The 14,232-nt window shown below is 46.0% G+C and carries 12 protein-coding genes; all 12 read left to right on the forward strand.

The annotated features are described in order from the left end of the window. Nucleotides 1-287 precede the first annotated feature (287 nt). The 12 genes from QHH26_01185 to QHH26_01240 are packed head-to-tail and all read left to right on the forward strand — an operon-like array spanning nucleotide 288 to nucleotide 14,215. Complete coding sequence (locus QHH26_01185; GenBank protein MDH7480572.1) at nucleotides 288-2,240, forward strand: molybdopterin-dependent oxidoreductase; 1,953 nt, start codon at nucleotides 288-290, stop codon at nucleotides 2,238-2,240. Next, a complete protein-coding gene (locus QHH26_01190; protein ID MDH7480573.1) occupies nucleotides 2,237-3,316 on the forward strand; it encodes a 4Fe-4S dicluster domain-containing protein in 1,080 nt (359 codons plus the stop codon). The genes QHH26_01185 and QHH26_01190 overlap by 4 nt, the downstream gene beginning before the upstream one ends. Before the next feature lie 2 nt (nucleotides 3,317-3,318). Beyond that, nucleotides 3,319-4,203: an FAD/NAD(P)-binding protein gene (locus QHH26_01195; protein ID MDH7480574.1), complete on the forward strand. Its 885-nt coding sequence runs from the start codon at nucleotides 3,319-3,321 to the stop codon at nucleotides 4,201-4,203. Nucleotides 4,204-4,209: 6 nt separating this feature from the next. Then, on the forward strand, nucleotides 4,210-4,680 hold the full coding sequence (locus tag QHH26_01200) for a hydrogenase maturation protease (protein MDH7480575.1): 471 nt from the start codon (nucleotides 4,210-4,212) through the stop codon (nucleotides 4,678-4,680). A gap of 12 nt (nucleotides 4,681-4,692) precedes the next feature. After that, on the forward strand, nucleotides 4,693-6,375 hold the full coding sequence (locus QHH26_01205) for an NADH-quinone oxidoreductase subunit C (protein MDH7480576.1): 1,683 nt from the start codon (nucleotides 4,693-4,695) through the stop codon (nucleotides 6,373-6,375). Between the two features lie 6 nt (nucleotides 6,376-6,381). After that, nucleotides 6,382-6,912 carry a 4Fe-4S dicluster domain-containing protein gene (locus QHH26_01210; GenBank protein MDH7480577.1) on the forward strand — a complete coding sequence of 177 codons (531 nt, stop codon included), beginning with the start codon at nucleotides 6,382-6,384 and terminating at the stop codon, nucleotides 6,910-6,912. Continuing rightward, nucleotides 6,909-7,430, forward strand: a complete 522-nt coding sequence (locus QHH26_01215) for an NADH-quinone oxidoreductase subunit B family protein (protein MDH7480578.1) — start codon at nucleotides 6,909-6,911, stop codon at nucleotides 7,428-7,430. The genes QHH26_01210 and QHH26_01215 overlap by 4 nt, the downstream gene beginning before the upstream one ends. A 27-nt stretch (nucleotides 7,431-7,457) precedes the next feature. Continuing rightward, nucleotides 7,458-8,954, forward strand: a complete 1,497-nt coding sequence (locus tag QHH26_01220; GenBank protein ID MDH7480579.1) for a hydrogenase 4 subunit D — start codon at nucleotides 7,458-7,460, stop codon at nucleotides 8,952-8,954. A gap of 18 nt (nucleotides 8,955-8,972) precedes the next feature. Then, on the forward strand, nucleotides 8,973-11,006 hold the full coding sequence (locus QHH26_01225) for a proton-conducting transporter membrane subunit (protein ID MDH7480580.1): 2,034 nt from the start codon (nucleotides 8,973-8,975) through the stop codon (nucleotides 11,004-11,006). 17 nt (nucleotides 11,007-11,023) lie between these two features. Beyond that, the gene (locus QHH26_01230; GenBank protein MDH7480581.1) at nucleotides 11,024-11,926 is read left to right on the forward strand and encodes an NADH-quinone oxidoreductase subunit H; all 903 of its coding nucleotides are present in this window, start codon (nucleotides 11,024-11,026) and stop codon (nucleotides 11,924-11,926) included. 3 nt (nucleotides 11,927-11,929) lie between these two features. Further along, on the forward strand, nucleotides 11,930-12,595 hold the full coding sequence (locus tag QHH26_01235; protein MDH7480582.1) for an NADH-quinone oxidoreductase subunit K: 666 nt from the start codon (nucleotides 11,930-11,932) through the stop codon (nucleotides 12,593-12,595). A 9-nt stretch (nucleotides 12,596-12,604) separates the two neighbouring features. Then, nucleotides 12,605-14,215 carry a proton-conducting transporter membrane subunit gene (locus tag QHH26_01240; protein MDH7480583.1) on the forward strand — a complete coding sequence of 537 codons (1,611 nt, stop codon included), beginning with the start codon at nucleotides 12,605-12,607 and terminating at the stop codon, nucleotides 14,213-14,215. The last annotated feature ends 17 nt before the right edge of the window (nucleotides 14,216-14,232 follow it).

Below are 14,232 nucleotides of genomic sequence, written 5' to 3' on the forward strand. Positions count from 1 at the left end.
TAAAAATAATTGAAAAGTTCAAGAAAAGTTAAGGCAAAATTAACAGCCATTTAACCACTATTTAGCCTGCTCTTAAACTGCTTTCATTAGACTATGCCTGGTAACGTTTCTAGGTGAAGTGAATTATTGACTGAATAGCACATTTTGCTCTAGAAGAGCGTAGGAATTTCGCCAACTAAGAGGTATTTTTGGTTCTTGGAAATATTTAAGCAATCTTAATGTTATGTTAAGTGTTTTCTTGAGAACGGTGTTTGGGTTGCAGAAATGAGGATTAAGGAGGTCGCCTCATGAGCTATGTTCTCACAACATGCGGGTTTTGCAGTTGCGGCTGTGCGATGTATGTGCAACAAGAAAATGGAAAAGTTACCGGACTTTTTCCTAGCGAGAATCACCCTGTTAGCAATGGCAGGCTTTGCATAAAAGGGTGGAATGCAACTCCCGCAATCCTAGGGGCTGATCGCCTAAGAAAACCCTTGGTTCGCCGCGGTGAACATCTTGAGGCTACTTCATGGGACGATGCTATTAATTACGCCGCTTCAGCGTTAAAGAAAATTATCTTTGAGTCCGGACCTAAAAGCATTGGGATTATAGGCTCAGCGAAGACCACAAATGAGGAATGCTATTCGCTGGTTAAGTTTGCCCGAAGTGTAATAGGAACCCCTAATATTGATGGTGCATGTCGTTTTTATGATGCCTCCTTAATACCAGCACTCCTTGAAACGACTGGAACGCCTGGTTCACAAGTAGAGTTAAGTGCCATTCCAAAGGCTGGCTCCATTCTAATCGTCGGGTCAAACGTTATGGAACAACTTGCACATGTCGGTTCGCGGATTGAGGATGCAGCCGACAACGGGTGCAAGGTAGTGGCAATAGACCCAAGGGAAACCAGACTTGCCCCACACACTAGTTTATGGCTCCATCCAAAGCCAGGGTCTGATCTTGCTTGGATTAGAGCATTTTTAAAGATTATTATTGCCGAAAGGCTTTATACGAAGAATGCTCCAGAGATGCCGGGCTTTGAAGAGCTCCGTGCTTCTCTTGAAGGCATAGAAATAAGCCAGCTTAAATATTCGTGCTGGCTTGAGCCGGCAGAGGTACACAAGGCCGTTGAACTTATCGCAAGCAATCCTCCCACTATCGTAATGTTTGGACTTGGTGCATTACAGCAACCTCACTCTACGGAAATTGTGAAAGGGCTTGCAAATATAGCCATACTCTTGGGAGGGTCAGTTATGACTCTCCGAGGCCAAAACAACGCCCAAGGGGCATGTGATGTTGGCTTAACGAATGATTTACTTCCGGGCTATCTGAAGCTAGCTGATCCTGTTGCAAGAAAAGTATGGGAACTAGTGTGGAATTGCCAGCTACCTGCAGAACCTGGGATGACGGCCGTGGAGATGCTAAAAGCGTGCGAGTCAGGTACACTGAAGGCATTGTTGATCTTTGGCGAAAACGTTGCACTCTCGGCGCCGAACACGCAGGCGACACTCTCAGCGTTAGATAAGGTAGGGTTTCTTGCTGTTTCCGATCTTTACTTAACAGAAACGGCGAAAATTGCTGATGTGGTATTCCCTGCATGCTCGTTCTTGGAGAAAGATGGCACGTTTACAAACATTGAGCGCCGCCTCCAACGTGTTCGTAAGGTTCTTGAGCCAATAGGAGAATCAAAGTCTGACCTTGAAATAATCGCCATGTTGGGTGCCGCGTTTGGTGCAAAAATGTCAGCGGACCCAGAGAAAGTAATGACCGAAATTTCTTCATCTGCTCCTATCTACAAAGGGCAATCATTCCGCCAGCTAGATGAAGAATGGGGACAGCCGTGGGTTCCTGTGGGAAGCGAAGCAAAGTTGGCGCCAATAGAAGCTGTTACTAAGGATTCGGAGGGAGAATATCCATTCTATTTAATTGCCAGCCGAATCAACTTCCATCAGCAGACCGGCACAATGACAGCAAAGAGTAGTGTTCTGGCGCGTGAATACCCTGAGACATTTGCCGAAATGAACGAGGCTGATGCAGAACGGCTTGGAATCAGACCTGGAAGTTCGATTAGAATCATTTCCGAAACGAACAGCCTAACAAGGGTATTGTCGGTAAGTGAATCGGTGCCCAAGGGTTGTGTCCATGTGCCTCACTTTTTTGGAGGCAATTCGCCGAATGCGTTGGCTTCTTATGAAACCGATCCAGTTTCGGGCGTTCCGATATACAAAGCTTATGCCGTGAAGATTGAGGCGGTGAGATGAAAAAGGATTACTCGATTTTAAAAAAATCTGACGTGCCAGCTTTTTTTGCAAGCTTGGCTAATGAAATGCAGCTCATTGGTCCCAAGCAGTTATTTTCAGGTGATGTAACTTTCGACGTCATCCAATCACATAAGGACATTTATTGGGACTATGGCCATGTAGTTTATCCTCCAAAGCGCTTTTTACTGCCACACTTTGAGGACATGTTCCGCTATACTTGTGACCAGGAGATTAAAATTGAGCCTACATGTAATCCACAGCCCCAGGCAATCGTAGGAATCAGGTCATGCGATGTAGCCGCAATTAGGTTTCAAGAGAACTTTTTTTCCTATCCGATAGTGGACCCATACTATAAGGAACATCTGAATAACACAGTCCTCTTCAATCTTGTGTGCAATACGCCGCCTAAAAAGGAATGCTTCTGTATATGTTGTGATTCCGGTCCATGGCTCGAATCAGGTTTTGATGTCCAATTGACTGACCTTGGTGATCGTTTTCTTTATGAGGTAGGATCCGACAAAGGAGAAAAGGCAACGGAGCCAAGGGCATATATGCTTTTGCCGGCAACGCCCGCTGATATCGAAGCACGGCGTCAAATTGAACTTCAAGCCGACTCTCGCTTCCAAACAGTGTCTTATGTTGCAAAGGCAATAAACTTCATTTCTGCTGATGAGGTGCCGGCAAAAATCTGGGAGGATTTGGGTTCAACTTGTTTTAGGTGTGGTGCTTGTACGAACCTTTGTCCCGTGTGTACTTGCTTTACAGTGGATGACCGCGAAGAATCCGACGGGACCTTTACTAGGTGTCGGTCTTGGGATTCCTGCCAGTACGCTGGTTTTACTAGAGAAGCAAGTGGACACAATCCCAGGCCAACATTTGGAAGTCGAGTGGCTCGAAGGTTTTACCATAAGACGTCATACCAATATATAATTCGCGATGGACGGCATGGTTGTGTTGGTTGCGGCCGTTGTATAACCGCATGCTTGACGAAGCTTGGATTGCCGGATGTAGTGAAGCGCATCAGGCGAGAAATGCATGAATTCTTGCCGCCCAAAGAAAAGGCTGCCGAGGTGTAAAAATGGTTCTAACTCCAGCAAGGCCTAGGAGAATGTGGGGCGTAACAGATCAACCAAGCGCCAATCTATATGTGCCAATGATTGCAATAGTACAAGAAATCATTGATGAGACGCCCGACACAAAAACTTTTCGCCTAGCTTTTGAAGATAAAGAATATGCCAAATCTTTTGAGTGGGAGCCAGGCCAATTTGTCGAAGTAACTGTTTTTGGTGCAGGCGAAGCCCCAATTGGATTTGCTTCCGACCCTAACGAGAGGTCATTTTTCGAAATTACAGTGGTCGAGCGCGGAAAAGTCACTAGGGCAATGCATGCTCTTAAGAAAGGCGACAAAGTTGGAATTCGTGGGCCATTTGGCAATTGCTGGCCACTTGAGGATATGAAAGGAAAGAATGTCCTGATTGTTAGTGGTGGCTGTGGTCTTGCACCACTTCGACCTGCAATTTTGCAAATACTAGCTAATAGGAAAGAATACGGCAATTTCTTGTTGCTATACGGCGCTCGGACCCCGGCAGATAGAAATTATAAATATGACCTGGATGCATGGGCGAAAAGGGATGATATGCAAGTCCTTGAGACGGTGGACGTAGGAGATGAAAGCTGGAAGGGCAATGTGGGCGTTGTTACAACCCTTTTTGATAAAGTGAAAGTTGATGGCGAAAATACCGTTGCCTTGACCTGCGGCCCACCTATAATGATTAAGTTTGTGACTTTAGAGCTTCTAAAAATGGGATTCTCGGCAGACAGAATTGTTACCAGTCAAGAGCGCTATATGAAGTGCGGAGTTGGGAAGTGCGGTCACTGTTGTATAAACCATGTTTATCTCTGCACCGAGGGCCCTGTTTTTACTTATGCTCAGATGAAAGAACTATTTGAGCTCAAATTATAAGCAAAAATGATTGAAGAGCTGGCGGCGGGATTATCTGGAAAAGCTGTTGTAGTAGGCGTTGGACAATTAGGTCATGGTGATGACGGCGCAGGCATATTAGTTGCAAGAATGCTTGCTGAAAGCGGCATTGTGCAAGTTATAGAAAGTGGCAATGCGCCGGAACTCGATACGTGGCGTATCCGCGAGATGGCGCCTGATTATGTGCTATTTATTGACGCGGTTGATTTCAACGGTTCTCCTGGTGAGATTGCGCTTTTGCAATCTTCTGAGCTGAATGCTTCAGGATTAGATACTCATCGGGCGCCGTTGAAACTCACAATGGAATATTTAGAAAGTGAGCTGGGTTGTAAATGCCGTCTGCTCGCAATCCAACCCCTTAGCGTTCGATATGGAGCACCAATGAGCGAAGATGTGAAACGCTCTGCAATTAATATTTTCAATATGCTTTCTCAGTGCATATTGGCATGCAAGTGCTGACGGGAGAGAACGATGGTAAAAGAGCAAGAATTTCTAATGGAACTATGGACACATTTTCCTGACATGCTTCAAGATCTTCAAGAGCATGTCAGGAATCAATATGTGGCAACGATTCCTCGCGAAGTTTTGCCAGCGGTAGTGAAACATGCTGTCAAGCAACTTGGCGCTAGGTTTGTTATTACTGTTGCGACTGATATGCGGCAAAAGACCGGAGATTACCGGATATCCTACATTCTTGCTTTTGATAAGCAAAAGAAATTTCTTGTGCTCCAGTCGGCTGTTCCTCCCGATGACATGAAGATAACTTCCGTAACCCCTGATATTCCTGCAGCAGGCTGGGCTGAACGCGAAGCATTTGATGTAATGGGCATAGTGCCTGTTGGGCATCCCGATCCGCGAAGGCTTATTCTACCTGACGACTTCCCACAGGGAGTTCATCCATTAAGGCGAGAATTTGCATATAATGAGATTTTCCCTCAAGAGCCAAATATGCCGCCAAGGAAGCCGGCACCTGAAGGAACAACCGTTGTGCCCCTTGGCCCGTTCTACCCAACATTGGAAGAGCCAGCATACTTCAGGCTATTTCTTGATGGCGAGCGTGTAGTTGGGTCTGATTATCGTGGTTTCTACAACCACCGGGCGGTAGAGAAGCTAGGTGATAGTGAGCTCAATTACAATCAAATCCCATTTGTTGCGCAGCAAATATGCGGTATCTGTGGGCAAGTCCATTCGTGTGCATATGCCCAGGCGGTTGAGGATGCATGCGGGATTGAAACTCCGATAAGGGCGAAATATATACGCTCGCTTCTTCTAGAACTAGAGCGCATACATAGTCATTTGCTGTGGGTTGGGCTTGCTGGTCATATTATTGGCTTCGATACGATATTAATGCAGGCTTGGCGAATCCGTGAGCCTGTTATGTGGCTGATGGAGCGCGTAACTGGTAATCGCAAGCATTACTCATCTAATTTGATTGGCGGTGTGCGCTTTGACATTGATGAGACAGCGGCTGAGGACATCAGACGAGTTATGGATAAAGTTGAGCAAGAATTAAAAGCCGTTGTTGACGCAATTTCAATCGATACAACCCTGATGGCTCGTCTCAAAGGCGTTGGGATACTCACCGAAGAAGATGCTCGTGCCATTGGGGTAGTAGGCCCAGTAGCTAGGGGATCAAACGTTCCTATAGATTGTAGGGTCGACCATCCTTATGCGGCATATGAGTACTTAGACGTGCAGATACAAGTTCAGGATGGATGCGATTCGTGGGCAAGAACCATGGTAAGGGTCCTTGAGCTCTTCGAATCAATCCGCCTGGTGCGCAAGATTTTAGACGATATGCCAGGCGGTCCGGTGATGGCAAAAGTTGACCATGAGCTTCCGTCTGGACGAATAGGGCTTTGCTCGGTTGAGGCTGCAAGAGGCGAATCTCATCACTATGTTCTTACAGGTGATGAAAACAGACCCTATAGGTGGCGAGTGAGGGCGCCTACATATCCGAATCTACAGGCAGTTGGTGTTATGATCATGGGCTTAGAGTTGGCGGATGTGCCAATAAGCATTGGAAGCTATGACCCTTGTTTCTCGTGCACTGAGCGCGTAGAGACCCTTGATGTAAATACAAAAGAAATTCGCATTTACACCAGGGAAGAGCTTGAGGAAATGTGCAAGCGAAAGACCTGGGAAAAGGAGTAACGGCAAATGTTCAAAGCCAAACTAAAGGAAGCTGTGATATGCTTTGGGGCAGGCCGGGTCACGCTTAAATATCCTTTTGAGCCGGTAAAAGTACCGCCAAAGTTCCGCGGGAAGATCGAATTTGATGCGCGAAAATGCATTGGATGTGGCGGATGTGCAAATGTTTGTCCGCCAAGATGCATTGTTATAGAGGATATAGGAGAGATTGCAAAGATTACGTTCTATCTCGACAGGTGCATTCAATGCGCAAGATGTTATGAGGTTTGTCCCGAAAAAGCAATTTGGCCAACTGGCGAATTTGAAACAGCTACACCGGATAAAAGCGACCTGAGGTCTGATATGACAATATGGATGTCAACCTGTCAGCGGTGTGGGCGGTGCTTTGAGACCGAGAACGCAATTGATAAGTTTCCAAGCAAGCGATGGCGAGGAAGAGGCCCCGGTGAGGAAAACAAGCACGGCATCTTTCCTGTCAAACCGCCGATTGAGTTCGTCCAGCGGATGTCGCTTGTGCGTGAAAGCGAGGAAAAAATATGATCGCAGGACTTTGCAAGAAGATGTTTCCCAAATCACTCTGGTTGTTCCATACCAACTGTGGTGCATGCAACGGCTGCGATATTGAGGTCATTGATGTCCTAACGCCATACTATGACGTTGAACGTTTTGGTATGAAGTTAGTTGGAAGCCCTCGTCATGCAGATGCTTTGGTGATTTCGGGTTCGGTTAGCAGGCAAGTAGCACCTGCACTGCGCCGCCTCTATGACGCAACACCAGATCCAAAGGTCATAATAGCCGTTGGCTCATGCGCTGTGGGAGGAAACATTTGGTTTGATACATATAACGTTCTCGGTGGGGCGGACAAGGTTGTGCCAGTGCACATGTACATCCCAGGATGTCCTCCAAGGCCAGAAGCAATAGTTTATGGCGCAGCGTTGGCTTTGGGTCTTGTGCCCAAGAAAGTGAGTGCACAGCATGAGAGCCATCTTCCGCCAGGATTTAACCTAGACGAGTATCTTGAAGCTTGGAAGGATACACCTGTCATAACCCGCAAGTAGAGGAAGTGAGGACTGGAGATGCAACCCTTGGCAGTTGCGGTAGTCGCAATTCCATTTTTAGGCGCGGTAGCATGTCTTGCTGTAAGGGACCGGGCATCCAAACCAACTGCAATCTTAGCGACCGCGCTCACGGCTATTGCTGCGGTTTTGGTAGCGGTATATATGCCGAATGAAACATATCAATTTGGTAGCATGCCCTGGCTTGGAGAGTCGGCAAAGGGGCTTTTTGGCTACCAGTTTGACCCGCTGGCATTAATTATGTTGTTAGCCTCGACGATAATTGGGGCAATTATAGCAATTTATTCTGCGGGATATTTGTCACCAGTAAATGCAGATCATCCCTTAGGTGGCGGGTATGCTAGGTATTATTTTTGGCTACTGGTATTCGTTGGCTCAATGGTAGGGATTGCCGTTTCGCCTACGCTACTTCAATTACTAATTTTTTGGGAAATGACGACTCTTACCTCATGGGCTTTGATATCATTTTATGACAATACTGAAAGCTTAAAAGCAGGAATGAAGGCGCTGGTAATGACATCAATCGGCGGCCTCTTTTTTATTACAGGGTTGGTTTGGGTCTTCAGCGCAACAGGGTCAATGAAATTCTCTGCCTTAGGAGAAATGCCTATAGGTGTGCGTGCCGGAGTGTTTGCATTTTTCTTGATAGCAGCATGGGCAAAAAGCGCACAGTTACCGTTTCATACGTGGCTACCTGACGCAATGGCAGCCCCAACACCGATTAGCGCATATTTGCATGCAGCCGCGATGGTTAAGGCGGGGGTTTTCCTAATCGCTAGACTTCTTTCTGCAGGCTGGGGGCTGCCGGTGGGTATGGGGCTCCTTGTTTCGATAGCTGCACTTGTGACAATGTTTGCGGCTTTGTATATGTATTTCTTCCAAGATGACCTAAAGCGACTCCTCGCATATTCGACAATAGCCCAATTAGGTTATATTTTGCTTGGTCTGGGCCTTGGTTCGTTAGGTGCAACTATTGCATTCCAAGGGGCAGCGCTTCATATCCTAATGCACTCAGTAGCGAAGACGACCTTGTTTTTAACGGTAGGCGCAATAGCCTATGCTGTTGGAACTCGAAGCCTAGCTAGGTTGTCGGGGTTATCTCAAGCAATGCCGTTGGTTGCGGTTGCATTTTTTGTGGGCGCTCTAGCTTTAACAGGCTTCCCACCGCTTGCATGCTTTTGGAGTAAATTTTATGTTCTTGCAGGTGCTTTGCAAGTACAAGGAGTCTTTGGGCCAATTGTATTGATTTTAGTTCTTGCGGAAAGCTTAGTAACATTCGCTTGGTTCTTATGGGTTGGGCAAAAAATCTTCTTTGGAAAGCCGATGCGGCTAGGTGTTAGGTTGAAATCAGAAACCGAACACGAGCCTGAAAATGTTCAAGTGGTTTCAGCGAGTAACGTTAATTTGCCATATACAATGTCTTTGGTTCTCATTTTATTAATTCTTGCTTGTATTGCTGCACCGATTGTAGGCATCCCATTGGTTCAGGGCATTATGCCGAAATAGCACCGGAGGTCAGAGTTAATGATGGATTTGGTGTCAAGAAATCTTTTGTTTATAGCCAGTGGCTCGCTTTTTATTGGATTCCTTGTTTTGATTGCTTATCGCGGAAATTGGCGTAAGTCGGGCTACATGGCAGTGTTTTTTATGAGCGTGGCGACGCTAGCACTTTGGGTTTTGGCATTGCGTTGCCTTGCATCTGGGCAAAAGGATATTCAACCTATTTTGAGCCTCAACCTTATTGGTGCTTCGCTGTCCTTCCACATTGATAGTCTTAGTGCGGTGTTTCTGTTGGTGGTTCCATTTGTTGGTTTGCTAACATTGCTATACGCAGTAGAGTTTATGGCAAAAGTTTACAGCGAGCGAAGCCCTGCTAGATACTATCCTTTTGCGCTATTGTTGGCTCTGGCGATTGTTGGAGTAGTAACAATCTCTGATCTCTTTTTCTTCTTTATCTTCTGGGAAATAATGACCCTGGCTTCCTGGGCTCTGGTGTGGTTTGAACGGGAGAATGAAGAAAAGGTCAAAGCTGCCTGGACGTACTTTGTTGTTACACACGTTGCGGCTGCGTGTATTTTGGTTGCAATGTTGGTCATCTACAGAGAGTCTGGTTCGTTTGCTTTCGAAGACATAAGTAGAGCAATTGGGGTAATGGCTGAAAATAACCGAACCTTGGTACATGTCCTTATTGTACTTTTCATGCTTGGGTTTGCAACAAAAGCAGGCATGTTCCCGCTAGGCGGTTGGTTGCCGCAGGCTTATCCTGCTGCGCCAAGTCCTGCATCGGCGGCGTTTGCTGGCAGTATGACCAAAATAGGAATTTACGGCATAGTTAGAGCTTCTCTAGAATTCTTTAACACCTCTGGATTGCTAACAGTTTGGGGTGGAGTGATTGCTATATTTGGGGCAATCTCTATATTTGTTGGAACGCTTACAGCATTGAGGGAGGATGATTCAAAGAGAATTCTTTCTTTCCATATAATTGGTCAAATTGGCTATATGTTGCTTGGAATAGGTACAGGCTTCTATTTTATCCAAACAAAATCAATTTTGGCTGTTCTTGCCCTGATAGCTGGGTTGTACCACGTTGTAAACCATGCATGCTATAAGTCGCTTCTGTTTTTGAACGTAGGTGCGGCGGAATATGCCACAGGAATGCGAGATTTAAACAAAATGGGTGGTTTGGGCACAATTATGCCTATAACAATGGGGGCCGCTATCGTTGCCTCGCTTTCGATAGCTGGAATTCCTCCTTTCAGTGGTTTTGCAAGTAAATGGTTAATTTACCAGTCTGCTTTCCAAGGCGGAATTCGCATGCCATTATTCCTTGCTCTTGGGCTTATTGCTATGTTTATCTCAATTGCAACTTTAGCTTCGTTTATGAAGTTGCTGGGCGCAATTTTCCTGGGCCAGCCTGCGGAATGCACACGCCGCGCCCAAGGAGAGGTGCCAGTTGCCATGCGAATCCCTCAAGTTGCTTTAGCGGCGGTTTGCGTTATCTTGGGTATAGCTCCAATACTACCGCTGATTGTGCTGTACCGAGCTGCGCAGGACATCTTGGGGAATAATTACGTACCGGTGTTCGCCACCCTTTTTGGTACGAATGTTTCTGGAGTTGCGTTGAATTTTGGCAAGGGAGTTGCGGGTTTGTGGAACCCCGTTTACGCATTAATTGCCTTGATATTTTGTTCCCTGGCATCATTGGTTATTCTACGTTTGGGGGGTGCCAAATCCCGTTCGATAGTAAATTGGTATGGTGGAGAGGAACACGAGCCTGAAGAAGTTAGGTTCCGGGCGCATGGTTTTTGCTTACCATTTAAAACAGCATTTTCAAAAGTATATCCAAGCATTCGCATACCCAAAATCCCAGCGCTGCAGGGTTTCAGAAAAGTGCTTGACCTTGATAGCTGGCTCTACAGTCCGATTCTGAAAGTAGGTGCACGCTTTACTGAACGTGTCAGCCGGACACACAGCGGAGTGCCCCATGTATACATGATATGGCAGCTAATAGGGGCAGTCGTAGCTTTCGCAATACTATTCATACTAATAAGAAGCTAACCCACTGGAGGTAAGGAATGACAGTTGTCGGTGGAGTTTTAGTTAATGTTATTTTGGTTCTTTTGTTGGCGCCTTTGTTTGAAGGGGTAATGAGGAAACTAAAGGCGGTAGTTCACTCAAGAAAAGGACCCCCAATTACTCAGCCATACATTGATATTTTTAAGCTATTGGGGAAGGAAGATTTAAGACCTAACGATGGATTGCTATTTCGCATTGCCCCCGTGGTAGCTCTAGGCGCTTTTCTTACGGTTGCAGCTTTAACACCCATGGGATTTGGTCCCCCACTCGGCGTTGCGGGTGACATGATCGTATGGGTATATATAGTCTCGCTAGCTGCCGTAGCGATTATGTTGGGAGCATTTGCCTCTGGTAATCCTTTTTCCTATGAAGGCGCTAGCCGAGAAATGATGATGCTTCTTACCGTTGAGCCAATCGTGATTGCATCGCTCCTAACAGCAGCTTTCAAAGCCAAAAGTCTTGTAATATCTGACATGGTGGGATGGAACTTGATAAATGGTCCCACTGTTTCTCTTATATTTGCGGGAATTGCTTTCTTTCTAGCATTGCAGGCAAATCTTGGAAGATTACCGTTTGACATAGTTGAAGCCGAACAGGAAATCGTAGAAGGTCCGTTTATGGAATATAGCGGTCCAAGACTTGCTTTATATAAATTAGTTTTTTACGTTCGACAACTTGTTTTTTCGTTTCTTTTTGTATCAGTGTTTGTCCCTTGGCCTGTCGTTGGGTCAAATATCATTGCTTTCTTAATTGGCTTGGTAAAAGTCCTCATACTTCTGATTCTGGTTGCTGTAATTGATGTGGTAAATCCTAGATTGAGGATTGACCAATCAATGAACTATATGGCTAGGGTATTGTTTGTGGCTTTTGCAGCACTAGCATTTGCAGTAATTGGAGTGTAGACAATGACACACATTAGTCCCGAATTAATTCATACGCTAAGCTTGCTAATGATTCTAACAAGCTTTGCGGCTGTTGAAGCGAGGAATTTACGCCATTCTACCGTTGCATATCTAGCACAGGCATTGCTGATATGCGGACTACTTTTTGCATATTCTACCCAGAACTCAGCATTGCTTTACTGGGCGGTTACTGCGCTTATCACAAAGGCGGTACTAGTGCCATGGTTTCTTTGGAATGCAACAGCCGGTCATGAGCAGGAAACAAAACCACTCATTGGCTTTGGCCCTTCAGCGGTTATACTGATTGCGCTGCTCGCCATCATGTACAAACTCACCCATATGCATGCAGGTTTGTTCGTAGCGCAGACCCAGGAATTGGCGGAGATTGCCAACACCAACCTTGCTGTAGCATTCACTGTATTTGTGCTGGGATTATATGCCATCCTGACCAGGCGTGATGCCATAAAGACGGTTATTGGCCTTTGTCTTTTGGAGAATGGCGTGCATCTGAGCTTGGTTAGCCTTGCGCCAACGATTCGCGAAACGGCGCTTGCCGGTATCGCCACCGAAGTAGTAGTGACAGTCTACTTATTGCTTTACATCATCGGCGGAATCCGGTCGAAATTCGGCACGACAGATACATTCAAACTCTCAGAGTTACACTGGTAGAGGTGCGGTATGAATCATTCGGCTGTAGAAACGGCTTCGGTATTGCCAGCGTTAGTAATTTTTGTTCCAACTGCAACGGCGGTCCTAATATTTGCTTTCGGAAGATTTGTTTCGTGGCTGCGGGAGGCCCTGGCTTTTGTAGGTGTTACCTGCGCTTTGATATTGTCTGTAATAATCGGATATAAAACACTACATGGCGAGATTTTAACCTCATTTGAAACACAGCTATATGCTGATTCTTTGAGCGCTTTGCTAATAAATATGGTCTCGCTTGTCAGCTTTGTTGCAGTTGTTTATTCCCTTAAATACATGTGGCATCAGGTAAAAGAAGGTGGGCTTCCGCATACGACCACTAGTGGTAGGTTAACAGCTTTCTATGGCTGGCTAATGCTTTTTATTTCTACCATGATCTGGGCATGCCTCTCTAACAATATAATTATGCTGTATGTGGCAGTTGAAGCAAGCACTATTGCAAGTGGCCTCCTTGTTGCATTTTATTGGGACAAGCGAGCGCTGGAAGCTGGTTACAAGTATCTAATGCTGCTTACCGTAGGCATAACTTTCTCGCTTTTTGGTTGCGTGCTTTTATATGCCACTGGCTCAAACCTGCCCGGTGTAGGGGGAGCTAAGGGATTGCTGATATCTGAGCTAAAGCTACATGCTAGTAGCTTTCCCATAACAACAATAATTCTTGCCTCGGCCTTTCTGATTATTGGGTTCGGGACGAAAGCCGGGGTTGCGCCATTTCATCCATGGTTGCCAGATGCTCACGCAGAAGCGCCAACACCAGTTTCGGCGCTTCTTTCGGGCGTAATGATTAAGGTGGCGATGTACGCTCTTGTGAGAACAGTTACAATTTTCTACCCTACTTTCTCGCCTGTTGCGATGTTTGCCCTTGGACTTGGCGTATTCACGCTCGTAATCGGAGATCTCATGGCTCTAGCACAGGATGACTTAAAACGGATGCTTGCATATTCATCCGTCAGCCAAATAGGCTATATACTTATGGGATTTGGAATAGGTACGCAGTTGGGTATATACGCCGGACTCTTTCACATGGTAAATCACGCTATTGCAAAGGCTCTGCTTTTCCTTGCTGCGGGTGCGGTAATCTACTCTACTGGAGTGCGAAATATTTCCCAGCTAGGTGGCCTCGCAAAGAAAATGCCTATTACAAGTTTTTGCTTCTTTATAGGAGCGCTGGCGGTTTCGGGTATGCCTCCTCTTAATGGTTTTCATAGCAAACTTGCGCTGTTCGTAGCTGGCGCAGATGCGGGTAACTGGTGGGCTGTTGGATTTGGTATAGCTGCTAGCTTGGTAACGCTTGTGGTGCTTTTGAAAGCTGCTAAAAACATATTCTGGGGTAAAGAAAGCGAAGCAGTCGCCAATACATCTGTCCGAGAAGCACCTCTGACTGTTGTGATTTCAATGTTGATTCTTGCTATCCTTTGCTTGGGAGTTGGGCTTTACCCAAAGGCAGTCTATCCGCCGATTAAAGAAGCCGCATCTTATGTCCAAACAATCAACACATCAAATAAAAAAGTGGCGGTTGCTGAAAACCCGAAAGTCGGGAAACCAAATGACAGAAGTTCAAAAAAAATATTAAAGATTGAGTTTTGAACCCCTATGCGGTAGTA

This window comes from Armatimonadota bacterium (assembly GCA_029907255.1).
In the GTDB taxonomy this organism is placed as follows: domain Bacteria; phylum Armatimonadota; class UBA5829; order DTJY01; family DTJY01; genus JAIMAU01.

Bases quoted from the DNA above. Each gene is read 5' to 3' on its own strand.
- QHH26_01240 (MDH7480583.1), top strand. From the start codon at position 12,605: ATGAATCATTCGGCTGTAGAAACGGCTTCGGTATTGCCAGCGTTAGTA.
- QHH26_01210 (MDH7480577.1), top strand. From the start codon at position 6,382: ATGTTCAAAGCCAAACTAAAGGAAGCTGTGATATGCTTTGGGGCAGGC.
- QHH26_01230 (MDH7480581.1), top strand. From the start codon at position 11,024: ATGACAGTTGTCGGTGGAGTTTTAGTTAATGTTATTTTGGTTCTTTTG.
- QHH26_01200 (MDH7480575.1), top strand. From the start codon at position 4,210: ATGATTGAAGAGCTGGCGGCGGGATTATCTGGAAAAGCTGTTGTAGTA.
- QHH26_01195 (MDH7480574.1), top strand. From the start codon at position 3,319: ATGGTTCTAACTCCAGCAAGGCCTAGGAGAATGTGGGGCGTAACAGAT.
- QHH26_01215 (MDH7480578.1), top strand. From the start codon at position 6,909: ATGATCGCAGGACTTTGCAAGAAGATGTTTCCCAAATCACTCTGGTTG.
- QHH26_01190 (MDH7480573.1), top strand. From the start codon at position 2,237: ATGAAAAAGGATTACTCGATTTTAAAAAAATCTGACGTGCCAGCTTTT.
- QHH26_01225 (MDH7480580.1), top strand. From the start codon at position 8,973: ATGATGGATTTGGTGTCAAGAAATCTTTTGTTTATAGCCAGTGGCTCG.
- QHH26_01205 (MDH7480576.1), top strand. From the start codon at position 4,693: ATGGTAAAAGAGCAAGAATTTCTAATGGAACTATGGACACATTTTCCT.
- QHH26_01235 (MDH7480582.1), top strand. From the start codon at position 11,930: ATGACACACATTAGTCCCGAATTAATTCATACGCTAAGCTTGCTAATG.
- QHH26_01185 (MDH7480572.1), top strand. From the start codon at position 288: ATGAGCTATGTTCTCACAACATGCGGGTTTTGCAGTTGCGGCTGTGCG.